The 16,849-nt window shown below is 50.5% G+C and carries 21 protein-coding genes; 6 read left to right on the forward strand and 15 right to left on the reverse strand.

The annotated features are described in order from the left end of the window. Positions 1-37 precede the first annotated feature (37 nt). From ACKFKH_RS26385 to ACKFKH_RS26405, 5 genes are all read right to left on the reverse strand, one after another. Complete coding sequence (locus ACKFKH_RS26385; RefSeq protein ID WP_446861344.1) at positions 38-679, reverse strand: IS630 family transposase; 642 nt, start codon at positions 677-679, stop codon at positions 38-40. Next, entirely contained in the window at positions 568-984 is a 417-nt protein-coding gene (locus tag ACKFKH_RS26390) for a helix-turn-helix domain-containing protein (protein WP_446861325.1), read from the reverse strand. The genes ACKFKH_RS26385 and ACKFKH_RS26390 overlap by 112 nt, the downstream gene beginning before the upstream one ends. Before the next feature lie 21 nt (positions 985-1,005). After that, complete coding sequence (locus ACKFKH_RS26395) at positions 1,006-1,338, reverse strand: YgiT-type zinc finger protein (RefSeq protein WP_446861326.1); 333 nt, start codon at positions 1,336-1,338, stop codon at positions 1,006-1,008. Positions 1,339-1,631: 293 nt separating this feature from the next. Next, positions 1,632-2,081 (reverse strand): NIPSNAP family protein, encoded by a 450-nt coding sequence (locus tag ACKFKH_RS26400; protein WP_446861327.1) that lies wholly within the window; start codon positions 2,079-2,081, stop codon positions 1,632-1,634. An 81-nt stretch (positions 2,082-2,162) separates the two neighbouring features. Continuing rightward, positions 2,163-3,044 (reverse strand): oxidoreductase, encoded by an 882-nt coding sequence (locus ACKFKH_RS26405; protein WP_446861328.1) that lies wholly within the window; start codon positions 3,042-3,044, stop codon positions 2,163-2,165. 115 nt (positions 3,045-3,159) lie between these two features. Between ACKFKH_RS26405 and ACKFKH_RS26410 the strand changes: the two genes are divergently transcribed. After that, positions 3,160-4,080, forward strand: coding sequence for a LysR substrate-binding domain-containing protein (locus tag ACKFKH_RS26410; protein WP_446861329.1), 921 nt, complete (start codon positions 3,160-3,162; stop codon positions 4,078-4,080). Positions 4,081-4,110: 30 nt separating this feature from the next. Here ACKFKH_RS26410 and ACKFKH_RS26415 read toward each other — a convergent pair whose 3' ends face one another. The 4 genes from ACKFKH_RS26415 to ACKFKH_RS26430 all read right to left on the reverse strand — a co-directional run bounded on the left by ACKFKH_RS26415 (position 4,111) and on the right by ACKFKH_RS26430 (position 8,121). After that, positions 4,111-5,109 (reverse strand): beta-ketoacyl-ACP synthase III, encoded by a 999-nt coding sequence (locus ACKFKH_RS26415; protein WP_446861330.1) that lies wholly within the window; start codon positions 5,107-5,109, stop codon positions 4,111-4,113. A gap of 41 nt (positions 5,110-5,150) precedes the next feature. Then, positions 5,151-6,185: a phosphate acyltransferase PlsX gene (plsX, locus tag ACKFKH_RS26420; RefSeq protein WP_446861331.1), complete on the reverse strand. Its 1,035-nt coding sequence runs from the start codon at positions 6,183-6,185 to the stop codon at positions 5,151-5,153. Between the two features lie 400 nt (positions 6,186-6,585). Continuing rightward, a complete protein-coding gene (locus ACKFKH_RS26425; protein ID WP_446861332.1) occupies positions 6,586-7,440 on the reverse strand; it encodes a hypothetical protein in 855 nt (284 codons plus the stop codon). Positions 7,441-7,527: 87 nt separating this feature from the next. Continuing rightward, on the reverse strand, positions 7,528-8,121 hold the full coding sequence (locus ACKFKH_RS26430; RefSeq protein ID WP_446861333.1) for a DUF1517 domain-containing protein: 594 nt from the start codon (positions 8,119-8,121) through the stop codon (positions 7,528-7,530). A 220-nt stretch (positions 8,122-8,341) separates the two neighbouring features. Between ACKFKH_RS26430 and ACKFKH_RS26435 the strand changes: the two genes are divergently transcribed. After that, positions 8,342-8,488, forward strand: coding sequence for a hypothetical protein (locus ACKFKH_RS26435; RefSeq protein WP_446861334.1), 147 nt, complete (start codon positions 8,342-8,344; stop codon positions 8,486-8,488). Positions 8,489-8,493: 5 nt separating this feature from the next. Continuing rightward, entirely contained in the window at positions 8,494-8,724 is a 231-nt protein-coding gene (locus tag ACKFKH_RS26440) for a hypothetical protein (protein ID WP_446861335.1), read from the forward strand. A gap of 121 nt (positions 8,725-8,845) precedes the next feature. Here the strand turns inward: ACKFKH_RS26440 and ACKFKH_RS26445 are convergent, their stop codons facing one another. After that, a complete protein-coding gene (locus ACKFKH_RS26445) occupies positions 8,846-10,429 on the reverse strand; it encodes a pentapeptide repeat-containing protein (protein WP_446861336.1) in 1,584 nt (527 codons plus the stop codon). A gap of 113 nt (positions 10,430-10,542) precedes the next feature. On the opposite strand from ACKFKH_RS26445, the gene ACKFKH_RS26450 reads away from it, so the two are divergent. Then, positions 10,543-11,382, forward strand: coding sequence for a prephenate/arogenate dehydrogenase (locus tag ACKFKH_RS26450; RefSeq protein ID WP_446861337.1), 840 nt, complete (start codon positions 10,543-10,545; stop codon positions 11,380-11,382). A gap of 22 nt (positions 11,383-11,404) precedes the next feature. On the opposite strand, the gene ACKFKH_RS26455 is transcribed toward ACKFKH_RS26450, so the two are convergent. Further along, positions 11,405-11,848 (reverse strand): hypothetical protein, encoded by a 444-nt coding sequence (locus ACKFKH_RS26455; protein ID WP_446861338.1) that lies wholly within the window; start codon positions 11,846-11,848, stop codon positions 11,405-11,407. Between the two features lie 115 nt (positions 11,849-11,963). Further along, the gene (locus ACKFKH_RS26460; protein WP_446861339.1) at positions 11,964-12,509 is read right to left on the reverse strand and encodes a peroxiredoxin; all 546 of its coding nucleotides are present in this window, start codon (positions 12,507-12,509) and stop codon (positions 11,964-11,966) included. Between the two features lie 89 nt (positions 12,510-12,598). Between ACKFKH_RS26460 and ACKFKH_RS26465 the strand changes: the two genes are divergently transcribed. Together ACKFKH_RS26465 and ACKFKH_RS26470 are read left to right on the forward strand one after the other, a co-directional pair. Then, complete coding sequence (locus tag ACKFKH_RS26465) at positions 12,599-12,784, forward strand: DUF6888 family protein (protein ID WP_446861345.1); 186 nt, start codon at positions 12,599-12,601, stop codon at positions 12,782-12,784. After that, a complete protein-coding gene (locus ACKFKH_RS26470) occupies positions 12,774-12,998 on the forward strand; it encodes a DUF6887 family protein (protein WP_446861340.1) in 225 nt (74 codons plus the stop codon). Before ACKFKH_RS26465 ends, ACKFKH_RS26470 begins: the two co-directional genes overlap by 11 nt. 154 nt (positions 12,999-13,152) lie before the next feature. Here ACKFKH_RS26470 and recG read toward each other — a convergent pair whose 3' ends face one another. Genes recG through ACKFKH_RS26485 form a run of 3 tightly spaced genes read right to left on the reverse strand, consistent with a single transcriptional unit; the run spans position 13,153 to position 16,499 of the window. Further along, on the reverse strand, positions 13,153-15,609 hold the full coding sequence (gene recG / locus ACKFKH_RS26475; protein ID WP_446861341.1) for an ATP-dependent DNA helicase RecG: 2,457 nt from the start codon (positions 15,607-15,609) through the stop codon (positions 13,153-13,155). Positions 15,610-15,633: 24 nt separating this feature from the next. Beyond that, entirely contained in the window at positions 15,634-16,095 is a 462-nt protein-coding gene (locus ACKFKH_RS26480; protein WP_446861342.1) for an NUDIX hydrolase, read from the reverse strand. After that, entirely contained in the window at positions 16,092-16,499 is a 408-nt protein-coding gene (locus ACKFKH_RS26485) for a hypothetical protein (RefSeq protein ID WP_446861343.1), read from the reverse strand. The genes ACKFKH_RS26480 and ACKFKH_RS26485 overlap by 4 nt, the downstream gene beginning before the upstream one ends. Positions 16,500-16,849: the final 350 nt, after the last annotated feature.

The following is a 16,849-nucleotide window of genomic DNA, read 5'->3' on the forward strand; positions in this document are numbered from 1 at the left end:
TTGTACTCTACTGACAAACTTACAGCACATTTCAGGTTTATGGAGTACAGTAACAACAGTCTGCAAACCAGTTGCGTAAATGCTCAGGATTAACCAAATGCAGAGCCGTTGCAATCAGCGTATCCACCATTTTGGTCGTAGTGGGAGAGAACTGTCGTAAGAACGCCTTGAGTTGTGACCACCAAAGTTCGATGGGATTAAACTCTGGGGAGTAGGGCGACAAATTCAGGGTTCTTGCTCCGGCTGACTCAATCAGCGGCTTGATCGACGCGATCTGATGAGCGGGTAGATTGTCCATGACCACCACCGCCCCTGACCAAAGCTGAGGAACTAAACACTGTTGGATAAAGACTTCAAACGCTTTGCCGTCCATTGAATCGTTTAAGGTCATGACCGCTAACACGCGCTTCAGTGAAATTGCACCGATTACCGTGACTTTTGCCCCTCGGTAAAACGGCTTGAGGTCATAAACTCTTGTGCCCTGACGGCTGCGCGCATGGGTTCGCGTCAACCCTAGCAAAACCCCCATCTCATCAAGAAACACCAGATTCTCAGGGGCAACTTGGCTCACCTGTTCCCAATACTCGCTTCGTCGCTTTTGGACTCGCTCACTCGCGGCTTGCGTGCTGCGTAAAGTCTTTTTTTTCGCGTCAACTCTGCCTTTTGCAGCGCTCGGCACATCGTACTGGCACTGACCCATTGCTGATAGGTTTCTCCCCAATATTCACAGTATTCAACCAGCGTTGCATCGGGGTGCTGCTCGACCATCTCAACTAACTGAGCCTCACGACCCGCTAGCTCACCCTTCATGCCTCCGCCCTGTTTGCCTGGGTTGAGATGTCCGGCTACTTCCTGTTGTTTTAGCATCTTTTGCACAAAGGCTTTGCTGACATCAAACCGAGCCGCTACCTTCCGAACTGAGGTGTTCCCGGCTTGATAGGCTTGCACAACTTTTTCTCGAAAGCTAGTGGAATAAGGCTGCATTTTTTCTATTGACACTGCCTACTACTGTATTACACCTACTTGAAAACTGCTGTATACCCGTCTTGGTGCAGCAGGATTGTTGTTGGGCTGCTGACGTGACGAATAACCAGCCAGCGCCAACGTTTCGCGATCTAGAAATGAAAGCGCCTCTTGAATCACATCGACTTCATGCGTTTCAAACAGCGACTCGCCACATTGATCGCAAACCCAAGCAGGAATTGCATCCCACGAAACATGATAGCCCTTTCGATCGACGCTAAAAGGAGCGGTGCCTCGACGCATCTGAGCTTTGCAGCATGGGCATTCCATCTCAAAGCCTCTCTCTAAAATCAGCCGTCCACATTCTTTAACCACTTCAGTTGTGATAAATCCATTCTACCGACGACCTCAAAGTAATTAATTCTGAATCCCAATAGACAACGTTTAGAGAACTGTCACTGCCAATGCTTGAAGCAGCCTAACGTTCCGATTGAGCGGCAGCAGATCAATCAGAACGTTAGACAAAAAGACTCTCAACTGTCCGCTCCAACCGGGCTGTTATGCCGTTTTTCACGATCAACTCTCCGTACACTGGTTGACTTCAGCTTTGTGCGGAGCAGTTGAGTTGTCGCTGAAACTGAACTTTCTCCTGACTTAAATTCTGAACTTTAGTTCGCCAGCCGTCTGCTTGGTGAGTAATCCGTCAACTCTAATGTCCGATCCTCAATGTCACCGACAAGCAAGCCCTGCGCCTCAACCGTCGCTTTCTTGATCCCCGCCCACTCTTGATCAGCCATGAACTTTGCCCACCGTTCCTTCATCGTTTCCCGGTCAGACCACTCAAGCAGGTAGAACAACTCCGTGCGGTTGTTGTTCCGAGATTCCCAGGTCGCCACAATCTTGAAGCCGTATCGCGCCATAATCCGCATCGCATGATCGCGAAACCGTTCGTGGAATGCTTTTTTATTACCGTCGAAGATCTCGTAGATCCGCAGTTGGTGGATAACATCGGCTGTCGCTTCGACCCCTTTGGAAGATTGTGAAAGGCTGACAGTGGCGCTCATGAGAGCGAATACCATCACTAGAGTAGTCACAAGCAGGAATGTCTTGATGTGCATGATGGATAACCCTCTACTTGGCGTATTTGGTTTGCTTCATCAGCGATCGCCTCCAAACAGTTGAACTCGCTCTAAAGTTAGCTACCGAGCGATCGCCTCAGCAGGGCTATCTGTGTGGTTCGTACTCACAGTGACTTGCTGCCAATCCTTTAAACCCGTTTTGACCGATGCCAGTTTGTCCTGAATCAAGCTCATCGCATCTGTACCTAATGCCAATCGCAAGGGTGGATTGGGGCTTTCCACGGCTTGAATGATCGCTTGCGCCGCTTTCGCGGGATCGCCAGGTTGCTGACCATCCATGTCTTTGAACCACTGCAATGAAGCACTGCTCACAGACTCATAGGCATCCATAAATTGTTCGACGGTGGAGAGCGATCGCCCGTTAAAGTTTGTCCGAAAGGCTCCAGGTTCAATTAAGGTGACTTTAATGCCAAAAGATTCGAGTTCTTTTGCCAAGGCTTCAGACATCCCTTCTACGGCAAATTTAGTCGCACAGTAGATGCTACTTCCACCAAACCCGACTAATCCTGCCGTTGATGACATATTTACAATGTGTCCTCTACCTTGCTGACGCATTAGCGGCAACACCGTTTGGGTGAGATGAACTGCTCCAAAGAAGTTGGTTTCAAACGCCTGACGAATATCGCTATCACTGACTTCTTCAAGTGCGCCAATCAACCCGTAGCCAGCATTGTTAACGAGTACATCAATTCGACCAAAAGTTTTGATCGCTTCATCAACGGCAGCTTGTCGCTCCTGAGATAGGGTGATATCAAGCCGCACAGCCTTCGCAGTGTTTGGATACTGGTCAATCAAAGCACGAAGCTGCTTTGGTTCACGAGCCGTAGCCAGCAAGTAATCGCCCTTTTCTAACACGGCTTCTGCTAGGGCACGTCCGAATCCAGTTGAGCAACCTGTAATTAACCAAACTTTAGAAGTGGGACGATTTTTATCTGAGTTCATTTGCTTTCTCCAATTCAAGAGTGATGAGATACGCTTCATACTTCTGACGATAGGAGACAGAAATGGAACTGTCCAATATATATAAGGCTAGGACTAATAGCTTAAACATATAAGTATGGTCGAACTCCGGCATTTGCACTATTTCATCGCGGTCGCAGAGGAACTTCACTTTAGTCGAGCCGCAGAACGGTTGCATATTTCCCAACCCCCGCTCAGTCAGCAGATTCGGGATTTGGAAGAGGAACTCGGAATCAAACTGTTTGAACGAACGAAGCGGCAAGTGCTGTTGACTGAAGCAGGCAAAGTGTTTTTAGAGCGCTCTTATCTGGTGTTAGGGCAACTTGAACAAGCGATCGAAGCAACCCAGCAGATCGGGAGGGGTGAGGTTGGACGGTTAGCGATCGGCTTTGTTGACTCTGCAATGTATACAGTACTACCAGAGATTTTAAGGGTCTTTCGAGAACAGTTTCCGGCGGTAGAACTGCGATTGCATGAACTGACGACTGCTCAACAAATTCAAGCCCTGTATGACAAACAGATTGATGTCGGCATTGTTCGTTCTGCCATCAGCGAACCAGGTTTGAGTGCGGAGTGCCTTTTGCTAGAATCATTAGTCCTGGCGTTGCCAGAAAAGCATCCGCTCTCTGCCCAAACTCAAGTGTCTCTCTCCTCATTGGCAGATGAATTCTTTATTCTATTTCCTGCCAAAATGGGACCCCTCTTTTACGAGCAGATTATTCACAGTTGTCAACAAGCTGGATTTCGTCCGAAAGTGGCGCAAGAGGCAGTTCAGATGCAGACGATCGTTGGCTTGGTTGCAGCAGGAGTGGGCATTGCGATCGTTCCTGCCTCGATGCAAAACTTCCACCGAAGCGGAGTCATTTACAGACCCCTACAAGAGCAGATCCCGGATACTGGACTCTATCTGACTTGGCGGCAGCATGATTCCTCACCAGTCATCAGAGCATTTCTCAGCTTGGCACAGAAGACGACACAAGAGGAGCCAAATCACCAGCCCACTCAGCGATCGGCATAACTTTTATTTCATCCCTCATTCCTCACTCCCCTATCTACCCCACTGAAAGACAGCCGCTCCCCAGGTTAGACCTGCGCCAAAGCCAGAAGTGACGATCGTCTGCCCTTCCTTAATTTTGCCTTGTCGAACCGCTTCATCTAGCGCCAGAGGAATTGAGGCCGCCGACGTGTTGCCGTATTCTGCAAGATTGCTGATCACTTTGCTCGAAGGAATTTTGAGGCGATCGGCAACTGCATCTAAAATGCGCTGATTAGCCTGATGCAACAGCAACCAATCGACTTCTTCAACCTCAAGACTGGCTCGAAATAGGGCCTTCTCAATCACTTCGGGCACTTTTTTGACCGCAAACCGATAGACTTCCTGCCCGTTCATCGTAATTGGGTGAAACGTCCCTTGATTGATGGTGACATCATCCGTCAGGTTTTTGGGCTGAGACTGATACGACAGATTCAAGCAGTTATTTTGAGTACCGTCGCTGCGAAGCTCAAACCCTAACAGGCGATCGTGCAAATTAGCCTGCATCACCACCGCCCCGGCTCCATCGCCAAACAGCACACAAGTCCGCCGATCTGACCAATCGACCCAGCGAGACAGCACATCTGCCCCAATCAGCAGCACATTTTGATAAACGCCCGTGCGAATGAACTGAGCCGCCGTCACCATGCCAAACACAAACCCCGAACAAGCGGCCGTCAGATCAAACGCCACCGCTTTAGACGCACCCAACTCGGCTTGAATCTGACTCGCGCTGCCAAACAAATCATCCGCCGTCGAGGTTGCGAGAATAATTAAATCCAGATCCATTGGGGAAAGGCCGGACATCTCGATCGCGCCCCTTCCCGACTCGACTGCCAGCTTGACCAGCGAACATCCGGGTTCTGCGAGTCGGCGTTGGCGAATTCCGGTGCGAGAGGCGATCCACTCATCCGACGTTTCTACAACCTGACTCAAAGCCTCGTTACTAAGGGACACGCTAGGAGTCGCCGAGCCACTCCCGGTAATTGCAATCCCTACGCCTGACTGTTCCAAAATCTTTTCTCCATCGTGACGAGGAACTGACGAATTGCGTTCTAGCTATCCGATTGAGTGCTGACAGCAGCCTGCTCATAGCTAGAGCGAATCCGATCGAGAACCTGATTGTCGATCGCGTCTTTTGCTAACCGGGCCGCATTAAAGATCGTCGGCGCTTGAGAACTGCCGTGACTGATAATGCAGATTCCCGCAACGCCCAAAAGCAAACCGCCCCCATGTTCGGCGTGATCCATGCGCTGCTTGATTCGCTTGAGATTGGGACGCAGCAAGGTGACCCCCACTTTCCCATGCAGACCTCTGGGCAACTCTTCACGCAGAATTTGCAAGGCCACTTCGCCCACTGCTTCAGCAAACTTGAGCAGCACATTTCCCGCAAAGCCGTCACAGACAATCACATCAAAATTGCCCGACAGCACATCTCGCCCTTCTGCGTTGCCGATAAAGGGGATTTGGGGGTTTTCTTGCAACATCTCATGGGTTTGTAGGGCCAGTTCGTTGCCCTTGTTGGGTTCTTCGCCGATGTTTAGCAATCCGACTTTGGGTTCAGTGTTGCCCAACACGTATTGAGAATAGATCGTTCCCATCAGGGCAAACTGTTCAAGAAATTTGGGTCGGCAGTCTACGTTTGCGCCCACATCCAGAATCAGCACAGGTTTACCTGCGATTAGCGTAGGGAGAACGGCCCCGATCGCCGGACGATCGATGCCCGAAAGTCGGCCCAACCGCAACAAGGCCGCCGCCATCGCTGCGCCCGAATGTCCTGCCGAGACGACCGCATCGGCCCGCTTTTTCTTGACCAGATCCATTGCCACATTAATCGAGGCTTTGGGTTTGCGACGCAGGGCGGTGAGCGGTTCTTCTGACATTTCGATCGTCCCTTCTGACGGCACAATCTCGATCGTAGAAGTCTGCGTGTGTTGCTTTAAGGCTGCCTCAACCTGCTGGGGATCGCCCACCAACAAGACTTCGACTCCCAGTTCTGCTTGTGCCCTGAGTGCGCCAGCCACAATTTCGGTAGGGGCATGATCGCCGCCCATCGCATCAATTGCAATTCTTACCTGCGTTGATCCCATTGGCTCAGTTTATAAAAACCTTACAAATTCTATCTCAGATGACATTCCCACAGAGAGACAATTCTTTGAGAGGTCGGCTGATGTCTACCATCTTCGCTTGAATGGGGAGCGATGTTGCAAGAAAATCGGGGAGGAGGAATGAGGGAGGAGGGAGGAGGGAGGAGCTAAACAGGGTTTTGGTCTTTGCTGGGCGCGATCGACAACTAAAAACGCCAATCGTTCCCCAGTTTTTAGGAATCGATCGGCGTTCTCTCTATATTCAGCAAGCCATCTAGGTTGTCTCTATCAAGCAAAGCAGATCAGCTTCACGCTCGTAACGTAGATTAACGAAAAAGGTGATCGGGGATCAAAGACCGCACCAAACTTCTTCATCCCTCATCCCTCATCCCTCATCCCTCTCCTACCGTCTTCTACCACCCACACGCGATCGACCGCTACCAAACGAGCTAGGGCGATTGACTCGACTGGGGGTTGAGCCATTAGAGCGGCGTAGAGTGCTGGAGCCATACCCCGATCCAGTGGGGCGATCGTTTCTCACAGCAGGGCGACGAACTGTAGGATTGCTGTAGCCTGGAGAATTGATCCGTCCAGTAGAACGAAAGGCTTGACGGTTTCTCACAGCAGCCGGAGGAGCCTGATAGCGCTGTTGATAGCGGTTGACTGCCTGGTTGTAGCTGCTTCCATAGCCGCCAAATCCACTGAGGGGAATACCGGGTTGATAAACGGGCGGCACATAATATTGAGGCCGAAACAGGAGGCTACCGATCGCTTGACCTGCCAAAGCTCCCGCAAAAGGTGTCCAAAAACTTGGCTCTTGACGCACGACGACTGTCTGACGCTCACCCGTTTGAGGATTGGTCACATTCTCGGTGACATTGTGGACATACTCAATTTTGAAGTCTTCAGGAATGTGCAGCGAGGCTTGATTATTCTCAACCTTGAGGTAGCCTTTTTGTCCCGCTTTGATTTCTTCGGGGGTCAGTTGGGCTAGGGGCAAATTGGTCGTCCTAAAAGCGGAAGGTGTGCCAGGAGGCGTGTCTCTTAGTAAAACCGTATACTCGCCATCAGCGTCATTGTAGGTTGCCTGCTGAAGCGGATACTGACCATTAGGAAGTTTGGTTTCTCCATTGCGCGTCTCGGTCGCACGATTGGCTTGGGGACTGGATTGGGGATCACTGAGACTAGGACTGCCGCAGCCGATCGTCGTCCAACACAGAGCCAGAGACATCGAGAGAACTAAAAAACGTCGGGACATAGACCGAATCCGATTAATAAAGGGTTGTGAGTTCATGGGCTGATAACAAAAGTTTAATAGAGCAACCTTTAACAGAAAGTGTGGCGGTTACAGGGGAATTAATTCTGGAAAAAACTCTAAAAGCTGGTCAGATGTGAGTTCTTCTCCAAGGCTGGCGGGTGAAAAGTGAACCTGAACCGCTCGGAGGCGCTCCTGATAGTGCAGATTGATCAGGGCTTTGAGTCCAGTTCCCAGGGCGCTGATGCTGGCAAGGTCGGTTTCTAAATCGGGGACTTCTCCTTCGCTGGCGATCGTAATCATGACGACCAGGTTCTGCGTCACCGGAAGCGCCAAATCATCCGCAGCCTCGTTTGTCAATTCTGGAGCACTCATGTAACGCTGGGCAGAGTCGGTAAACAACTCATTTACATAGTCGCCTGCTTCTCCCTCGCTCCAAAATACATCGCCTTCGTTGGCTCCTGATTGCCAGTAGGTCTGATATTGCAATAGGCTTTGACAGAGTTCGACCAGTCCTTCGCCCAGGGTTTGCATATCGCCTTCTGACTCTACTGCGTCTCGCGCAGCTTGATTGAGAACGCCCAACAGCGGAGCGACTTCTTTGCCCGCCAAGTGAATGAATAGACGGCAGACCACAAAGCGAGTCTTACCACTAAATTGATTAAAGCGATCGCGTAGACTCATCCACCTCACCCCGCTTGAAATAAAAGAGTTTACTCAGAACATTCATCTACTGTACTAATTCGTGGTGCAGATCATATCCGTCGCAGGGTAGCGAATACCGATCCAAAATGGAGAGATGTTTAGAAGTCTTTCGATCGATCTATGAGCGCCACGATCGCGCCATTGAGCTTTCTCAAGATGCAGTTCGCACTACCTTTTACATTTCAGGTGACTTCTTCTCATGAGCTTTTCTCAAGTCAAGCAACTGTTATTGGGCAAAGCGCTTCCTACTAGTGCCCATGCAGAAGAACGGTTAAGCAACTCAGCAGCGTGGGCAGCCCTTTCGTCAGATGCGCTTTCAACGGTCGCTTATGCCGCTCGACTCTAATTGTTTTGGTTGCAGCAGGCACGGGCGCATCGGTATTGGGTCGGTCACTGCCCATTGCGATCGCAATCATTGCTTTATTGAGCATCGTGATTCTTTCTTATCGTCAGACGATTCGCGCTTACTCGCAGGGGGGCGGTTCCTATATCGTTGCCCGCGGCAATCTCGGACTGTTGCTAGCACTGGTCGCAGGCGGTTCGCTGATGATTGACTATATTTTGATCGTCGCCGTCAGCTAATCCCATGCGAATTGGGGAATTTTGCGTCGGCTCAAAACTTTGGTCTTAAAGTCCCCTAGAATTGGCAGCTTGGGGACAGAAGCGCCAAACAACGAAGCGTAGAACCCCCATCGAAGTCACGTCAATCTCGATTTCCGGATTGATGAAATCCTTTGATGAAGCCGATCGCTTGCTCGACACTGGGTAACTCAAACTTTCTCACGGGCGGCAGATTTAGACTTGGCTCTGTTTTGGAGGAGGGAATGGAGTGCTTGCCAAACTGGGGATTGTGATAGATCGTCAGGGCTTGATTGTTGGAGTTGAGTAGGGTAATTTTGGTCGGAGATTGGAAGAAGGGGATTTTTTTGATGGCGATCGGGATCGATTGCAAAAGTTTTACGCTGTCTACCTGCTGGGTTTGCTGACTCAAGCGAGTTACGAGTTTTTGAAACTGCCGCAGAATGCTTGACCCGTTACTCGAACCGTTACCCAAACCGTTGTGCATCTCTTGCGTCGGGATTTGCTGCATCAACTCCAAAATATTTTTCTGAACAAACTTGGCATCATCAAACGGAAATATCGCAACGTAGGCAGCAATGAAGAGTTGTTCGTCTCGCTCTAGCTCAAAGGTTAGCGTCGTGCGACGGCGGCGAACTGTCAGACTAGGGGGAGGGGTCAAAGCGCCACACTGTCGAGCAATTTGTTCATACGTAACGGCCAACCCACAGTGAGCATCGGTGTCGAGGCGATCGTCCACCACAATCTGCACCGTCGGCGGTGTTTCATTAAAATATTCGCGACAGTCATCGGTCAAAAATTGGTAGACCCGACTCTGATCGCCATTCAAACTCAGATCGATCCAGCGGCAAGTCGCCCCCTCGGTCTTGACTCCATAAGGCGGAACGGCGTGTAACTTAACCCCCGTCATCATCGAACCACTCAAATCGGCCCCGGCCCAATCAGCCCCCGCCAAATTTGCCCGCGTTAAGTCCACATGTACCAGGGTTGCATCCAGCAAAATGGCATGACTGAGATCGGCTCCCGTCAAATTTGCGCCACTGAGCTTTGTCCCGCTTAAATCGGCCCACCGCAAATCGGCCCCGCTCAAATCAGCCCACCGTAAATTTGCCCCTGATAAATTTGCGCCTTGAAGGTTGGCTCGGCTCAGATTGGTTTGTCTAAGTTCGGACTGAGTGAGGTCTACGCCCGTCAGATCAGCGCCACTGAGATCACTGCTCGTCAGATTTGCCTGCTCTAGATTGGCGGAGGTTAAAACGGCATGGCGCAAGTCGGCCCGACTCAAATTTGCGTGACTCAGGTTGGCGTATCGCAGTTTGGTGTCTCTCAGGTCTGCATTGCTGAGATTGGCTCCTTTGAGGGTGGCTCCGCTCAATTCGGCTCGTGTCAGTTCGGCTTTGATCAATTGGGCGCTTGTCAGGTTTGCTCCCGTCAGGTCGGCCAGCGTCAGGTTTGCTACGTTGAGATTTGCGCCTGTGAGGTTGGCTCTGCTGAGATTAGTGCCGTTGAGTTTGGCGACGCTGAGGTTGGCTTGACTGAGGTTGGTTTGGCTAAGATTTGCACCCGTAAAATTGACAATACTCAGGTCGGCGCGACTGAGATCCGCTCCACTCAGGTTGACTCCACTGAGGTTGGCTTCTCGGAGATTGAGGGTAGAAAACGCCCTTGACCCTGCCCCATACTTTTCAAGAACTTCCTCAGCTTTCATTCAGATTCTCTTTGACCAAATATCCGAAAATTTGCGGTTTAGCTGGAGTTAACGTACCCAGATCCAAATCAGAATTAGCCTGTATAACGGGGTGGGAAATCGTATCTTCATTTATGAAAATCGGCATTGTAGGATTGGGTTTGATTGGGGGATCGCTGGGGTTAGATCTGCGATCGCAGGGTCACGAGGTTTTGGGAGTCAGCCGTCAAGAACGAACCTGTCAGGTTGCCGTAACGCGAGGAGCGGTGGATGATGCGGGAGTAGACCTTAAATTTTTAGCAGACACGGACGTGGTTTTCCTCTGTACACCGTTAGCCCATCTTTACACCACGGTTACACAGTTGATTCCGTATCTTTCTCTGAACACAGTATTAACCGATGTGGGGTCAGTCAAACAATCTGTTGTTCAGGACATCTCGCCGCTGTGGAAAAATTTTGTAGGCGGACACCCTATGGCAGGCACCGCAGAAAGTGGCATCGAAGCGGCCCAGCACGGACTATTTGCCCGAAGTCCTTACGTTCTCACGCCAACTGAAACCACGCCCCCAGATGCGATCGCTCTAGTCGAATCGATCATCAAACCTTTGCAAGTCCGTCTCTATCACTGCTCACCTGCGGATCACGATCGGGCGGTCGCCTGGATTTCTCACCTGCCTGTGATGGTTAGCGCCAGTTTGATTGCAGCCTGCACCAGTGAGTCAGATTCCAGCGCATTGAGACTCGCCCAAACATTGGCAAGTTCTGGGTTTCGGGATACCAGTCGCGTGGGGGGCGGCAATCCAGAATTGGGGGTGATGATGGCTCAGTACAATACGGTTGAAGTGCTGCGATCGCTCTCCGTTTATCGAGACAAGCTAGATCAGATTATTGGAACGATCGAGCAGGAAAATTGGGCGGCTTTAGAGGAAATTCTTAGTCAGAGTCAGCGCGATCGACCCAAATTCGTAGACTAAATTCGTAGCTTGAATTTGTAGGCTAATCTTCTGGGGGGCGCATGGCTTCTCGTGCCAAGACTGCTAATCCTGCAACGCCAAGACTGATGAACCAGACATATTGATACCAATAGGCTTGAATCTGAGCAACGGCTGACAATTCGGGGTGCAGATTAGACAAATAGACGAGTAAAAACATCAGCATCAATCCGCTAAACCCGGTGAAGGTCAAGCCTGCCATAATGCGAGCGGGTTTGAGTTCTGCGTCGGTGATGGTGTCGAGGTCAACCTTGGCCAGTTCGTCCAAAAACTCGTCGGCGGCTTGCGAAGTTTCTCCCAAATTCATCGCGGTTTCGGAGGGGAGGAGGGGGGCGATCGTTTCCACAGTTTTGAGGCGCAGCGATCGTTCGGTATCTCGCAGTCTTACCAATGGCGATGGGGTGGGTTCGGCAAATTCCAGCCGTTCTTTTGGGTTTTGGGACGACATGGGCAGAGGGAAGGAGGAGGGAAGAGGGAGGAGGGAAGAGGGAGGAGGGAAGAGGGAGGAGGGAAGAGGGAGGAGACCTTTACAGATTGTGGCAAAAATTCTGGGCGATCGCTTCTCAGCCTTTCTGGAGTTCGTCTAGTTTAGCCAGGACTTCGCGGCTGTGGACGATCGGATTTACGCCTGTGAAGGTAGCTTTGAGGGTGCCTGCGGGATCGATGATGAAGGTGTGACGCGATGAGACAACGCCCATCCAGGAACCGTAAGCTTTGCTGGTTGCGTCTGTGGTGTCGGCCAAAAGCGGAAATTTTAGCCCTTCGGAATCGCAAAATTCGGCGTGAGAATCGACATCATCGGCACTGATACCCAAAATTTGAGTGTTGCGATCGAGATACTTCGGTAAATCTTGCTGAAATTTTTTGGCTTCGATCGTGCAGCCTGATGTGAAATCTTTGGGGTAAAAGTAGGCGACGATCCATTTGCCTCGATAGTCTGCCAGCGAAATCTGACCGTCTCCGGTATTTGTGGGCAGCGCAAACTCTGGAGCAGGCTCGTTAATCGGCGGAAGTTTGCCCCCCATTGCCAGCGCAGAAGGCACCACAGCCAGCAAAATGAGACAGCAGGAAAAGAGGAGAGTGAGGAGCGATCGACGGTTCATAGTCATATAAATAAGAGAACTTAACACAAGTTTACATCTGTACCGAGACGATCAGAACCAGAGAAAATGATTGTGTCAAAATTGAGGAGCGAACCATTTTACCGACTGCTGAACAGAACTTTACCAGCGTCTACATTTGTCAGATGCTGTCAAACTACTTCAAAAACATTGAAGTCTTTCGATTTAATCAGCTTACAGGTGAGATTTATATCTTCGCAGGTGAAGAACTTCAAATCATTATTCCCCGTGATGGACAGTGGAGGTTTGTTAATGAAGCCTAATTACGATGCGATGTCCTGGAAAGAGTTGAGAGCTTACATTCTCCAAAACCGACATGACTTGGACGCGATGGAAGCTTTCTTTGCTCGGCGCAGTCCTGATTCAGAAGCAACCTGGTTTTCTCCACCTAAAACGTTAGAAGAATGGAAGCAACAAGAGGAAGTATTCAAGGTAGAGCTTGAAAAGCAATTGAAAAAACAGAGAGATACGCCCTAATCAAAACAGAGGGACGCGATCGAATCCTTTTTTTCTCGGCGCAGTCCTGATTCGGAAGCTGTTTTATTTCATCCTCCAAAAACCGAAGAGGAATGGCATCAGCAGCTTGAAATTATTCGTCCAATTCTTGAGAAAAAACCGAAACAGACCTAACTTAAGTCAAAATTGCGCCACCCATTAAGCGCTGGTAACGGTATGCTAATTCGGCTTTCATGGCGGGGAAACGATCGAGGCTGGGGTCTTTGGCGATCGCTTTTTCGGCGGCTTCTCGTGCCACTTCTAGAACGTCTTGATCTTCGACTAAACTGGCTAAAGCAAAATCTGGTAGCCCTGATTGACGCATTCCCAACACTTCACCGGGCCCGCGAAATCGCATATCCATCTCAGAAATAAAGAAGCCGTCTTGAGACTGTTCTAATACATTTAATCGCTGTCTTGCCGTCTCTGCTTTAGAACTGCTCATTAACAAACAGAACGACTGAGATCCCCCTCGACCGACTCGCCCTCGAAGCTGGTGTAATTGTGACAATCCGAATCGTTCGGCGTGTTCGATCAGCATGACGGTAGCATTGGGAACGTCTACCCCGACTTCGACGACGGTGGTTGAGACGAGAATTTGAGTTTCGTTGTCGCGAAATTTGGTGATCGATTCGTCTTTTTCGGCTGAGGTCATGCGTCCGTGCAGCAAGCCGACTTTGAATTCGGGAAAGACTTTTTCTTGAAGTTCTTGATGCTCTTCGATCGCCGACTTCAAATCCAATTTTTCAGACTCTTCGACCAGCGGTAAGACGACGTAAACCTGGCGACCCTGAGCAATTTCTCGCCGGATCAAATCGTAGGCATGTGGGCGATCGCGTCCCATCAGCGCAGTGGTCTGAATCGCCTTGCGGCCGGGCGGTAATTCGTCAATCTGGCTCACATCCAAATCGCCGTGCAGGGTCAAGGCCAACGTGCGAGGAATGGGAGTCGCCGTCATGGTCAAAACGTGGGGATGCTCGCCTTTTTGCTGGAGTCGGGCGCGTTGTTGAACGCCAAATCGATGCTGCTCGTCAATCACACACAGGCCCAATCGCTGAAAGTTCACAGTGTCCTGAATCAGGGCGTGAGTCCCCACCAAAAGCGGCAACTGTCCCGTTTCGAGTTGGGCATGAATTTCGCGACGTTTGGCGGCCTTGGTCGAACCTGTCAGCAACTCCACAGGCAGATTGAGTAAATTGAACCAGCCAACCAATTTTCGGTAATGCTGTTCTGACAAAACTTCAGTCGGTGCCATGAATGCGGCTTGATAGCCTGCCTCGATCGCCGCCAAAATCGCCACCACCGCTACGACCGTTTTTCCCGATCCGACATCGCCCTGAACTAATCGATTCATTGCACTGGGCTTTTGCAAATCATTCAGAATGTCGTTGATAACTCGCTGCTGTGCGCCTGTAAATTGGAAGGGCAAACTCTCTGTAAATCGATGAATCAGTTCGCCCTGGGGAGCCAGAATCGCGCTTTTCTGAATCTGCTGCTGTTCTTGTCGTCGCTTGAGCAGACCGAGTTGCAGATAGAAAAATTCGTCAAACACCAACCGCCGTCGCGCCGCCGCCAACTTCTCGCCGTCAGGGGGAAAGTGAATGTGAGCGATCGCTTCCGCTAATCCAATCAACTGATAGTGATCAAGCAGTCCGGGAGGTAGCGCTTCTTGAAGTTTGGAAACGGCTGGAAGTGAGGCGACGACTGTTTTTCTGACCAGATCAGCACCCACCCCTTCGCTCAACGAATAAATAGGAATGATCCGCCCGACTGTCAGGGAATCAATCGCATCGCCTGAGTGATCCAAAATTTCCAAATCCGGATCTTCGAGCGTTTTACCAAACTTGGTTTCTTTGACCAGACCGGATGCAGCGATCGCAGCCCCAACGGGAAACTGGCGCTTTTGTTGTTCTTGCCAGCCTCGATTGCTGTAACGCGCTCCCGCAAAAAATCGGCTGATCTTCATCTGACCTGTGCTGTCACGAATCACAAGTTCGACGATCGTCAGCTTACTGTTGCGCGGACTGGTAAAACAGCTACAGCTTTTGATCGTTCCCACCAACGTCACCGTTTCGCCGACCTGCAATTCTCGGATGCTCACCTGACGCGCATAGTCCACATGGTCACGCGGGTAGTAATACAGCACATCCCGCACCGTGTACAGCCCCAACTTCGCCAGTTTCTCGGCATTTTTTGGGCCAATTCCGGGCAAATACGTTAATTTTTGGTCGAGAGAAAGATCGCGATTAACTTCCACAACCGGAGCCGTTTTGGGCGTTTTGATCGTGGGTTTTGGGTCTGGTGAATGGGAAGATTCTGCCGTTTTGCTGTGAGTGGTGTCTTTGTGAACTTGATACAGAAATCGTCTGGTCTCAGCCACTAAATGCTGTCGTTCAGAAAAAGATAGATCGGCGTAATCTGCAAACTTCTGGGCAATTTCTTGACACTTTTGGCGATCGACAGGCAGATCTGCCGCAGGTTCACTCAAGTTGAGGCGCAAAAATTCATTGAAGTGGTAACGATTCCCCTCCAGGTTATTGAATCCATGCTCCGCCTCAACTGCAAGAGCCTTTTGCAACTTCACCAGATCCATCGAGTTAGACAATTTGTACTAGTTTTAATCTGCCTGCTCGATGAAGTCTAACAAAATCCGCTGGGCACTTTCGGTTAAAGGTCGAATCTGCTGCGCCCGATCGCTATACCGTTCCCCCAGCCGAATCTCTTCGCGGGTCAGCAATTGCATGTCCCAGCCTTCCATCAGCGTCAACTCTGACAACCCCACCTTGAGCGGCGCACAAAACACATAGCGAATCACCTTCTCATCGACATAGCAGCCAAACCGCTGAACGATCGGCATCACATAATCAATTTCTTCGGACACTTCTCGCTGGACGGCAATTTCGGGCGTTTCCTCTGGCTCCAAATGTCCGCCAAACATGCCCCAGTGAGCGGGATAGACGATATTGGGCACATCATCGCGTAGCTGCATTAAGAATTGATTCTCACGAGTCAGAATGGCGATCGCTACCTGAACGCGAGTTTCGTCCGGTGCGGCTACAAAGTCATCAATCCGATTCATGAAGTTTTACCCGCAGAAACGACTTCAACGGCTCCCTGTTGCTCAAGATAGACCGTGCCCGACTCTCGACCGTCTATGAGAATACTTTGATAACGAACTTTTCCAGTCACTTTCACCTCAGTCGCCACAGGCAGCTTTTCTTTTGTCACAACCCAAATCTTCCCCGTCGCATCTTGAAGCTCAAAAGCCCGTTGACCCAAGAGCGGCGCTTGAGCGACAATTTTGCCCTGCAACCGCACCGTATAATTCGTTTTACCCTTTTGAATCTCGCTGATCTTGGTCGTACCAAAATCCAACACAGAAAACACCGCCCCCGGTTGAACTGGCTCAGACGCTTGAGGAGACCCACAACCCACCAAAAAAACCAGCCCAACACAAGAGAAGACCGAGAAGAGCGATCGCATAACCCCCACCGCCTCAAATGGTTTAACTCACAATCCGGGACATCTACAATCAAAGCTGGCGATCGAATCGCCACACCCAAAGTCAAATCCAGCAACCCATTACAAGGTAGTCCAAATCTGCCAAACTGAGCGGAAGATTGGAAAGACCAGAGACTGAAGACCGAAGACTAGAGACTAGAGACTAAAGACCAAAAACCAAAGACCAAAGACCAGAGATCCAAGACTCAAGACTCAAGACTCAAGACTCAAAACATCTCTTTGTCCACAGTCCAACGTCCACAGTCCAACGTCCCTCCCTCATCCCTCATCCCTCATCCCTCATCCCTCATCCCTCATCCCTCATCCCTCAT

This window comes from Phormidesmis sp. 146-20 (assembly GCF_052939475.1).

What these genes read in the sequence shown, in the direction of transcription:
- ACKFKH_RS26425 (WP_446861332.1), bottom strand. Translation starts at nt 7,440, where the DNA reads ATGTCCCGACGTTTTTTAGTTCTCTCGATGTCTCTGGCTCTGTGTTGG.
- ACKFKH_RS26400 (WP_446861327.1), bottom strand. Translation starts at nt 2,081, where the DNA reads ATGCACATCAAGACATTCCTGCTTGTGACTACTCTAGTGATGGTATTC.
- plsX (WP_446861331.1), bottom strand. Translation starts at nt 6,185, where the DNA reads ATGGGATCAACGCAGGTAAGAATTGCAATTGATGCGATGGGCGGCGAT.
- ACKFKH_RS26445 (WP_446861336.1), bottom strand. Translation starts at nt 10,429, where the DNA reads ATGAAAGCTGAGGAAGTTCTTGAAAAGTATGGGGCAGGGTCAAGGGCG.
- ACKFKH_RS26405 (WP_446861328.1), bottom strand. Translation starts at nt 3,044, where the DNA reads ATGAACTCAGATAAAAATCGTCCCACTTCTAAAGTTTGGTTAATTACA.
- ACKFKH_RS26470 (WP_446861340.1), top strand. Translation starts at nt 12,774, where the DNA reads ATGAAGCCTAATTACGATGCGATGTCCTGGAAAGAGTTGAGAGCTTAC.
- ACKFKH_RS26485 (WP_446861343.1), bottom strand. Translation starts at nt 16,499, where the DNA reads ATGCGATCGCTCTTCTCGGTCTTCTCTTGTGTTGGGCTGGTTTTTTTG.
- ACKFKH_RS26480 (WP_446861342.1), bottom strand. Translation starts at nt 16,095, where the DNA reads ATGAATCGGATTGATGACTTTGTAGCCGCACCGGACGAAACTCGCGTT.
- ACKFKH_RS26390 (WP_446861325.1), bottom strand. Translation starts at nt 984, where the DNA reads ATGCAGCCTTATTCCACTAGCTTTCGAGAAAAAGTTGTGCAAGCCTAT.
- recG (WP_446861341.1), bottom strand. Translation starts at nt 15,609, where the DNA reads ATGGATCTGGTGAAGTTGCAAAAGGCTCTTGCAGTTGAGGCGGAGCAT.
- ACKFKH_RS26455 (WP_446861338.1), bottom strand. Translation starts at nt 11,848, where the DNA reads ATGTCGTCCCAAAACCCAAAAGAACGGCTGGAATTTGCCGAACCCACC.
- ACKFKH_RS26430 (WP_446861333.1), bottom strand. Translation starts at nt 8,121, where the DNA reads ATGAGTCTACGCGATCGCTTTAATCAATTTAGTGGTAAGACTCGCTTT.
- ACKFKH_RS26460 (WP_446861339.1), bottom strand. Translation starts at nt 12,509, where the DNA reads ATGACTATGAACCGTCGATCGCTCCTCACTCTCCTCTTTTCCTGCTGT.
- ACKFKH_RS26450 (WP_446861337.1), top strand. Translation starts at nt 10,543, where the DNA reads ATGAAAATCGGCATTGTAGGATTGGGTTTGATTGGGGGATCGCTGGGG.
- ACKFKH_RS26410 (WP_446861329.1), top strand. Translation starts at nt 3,160, where the DNA reads ATGGTCGAACTCCGGCATTTGCACTATTTCATCGCGGTCGCAGAGGAA.
- ACKFKH_RS26435 (WP_446861334.1), top strand. Translation starts at nt 8,342, where the DNA reads ATGAGCTTTTCTCAAGTCAAGCAACTGTTATTGGGCAAAGCGCTTCCT.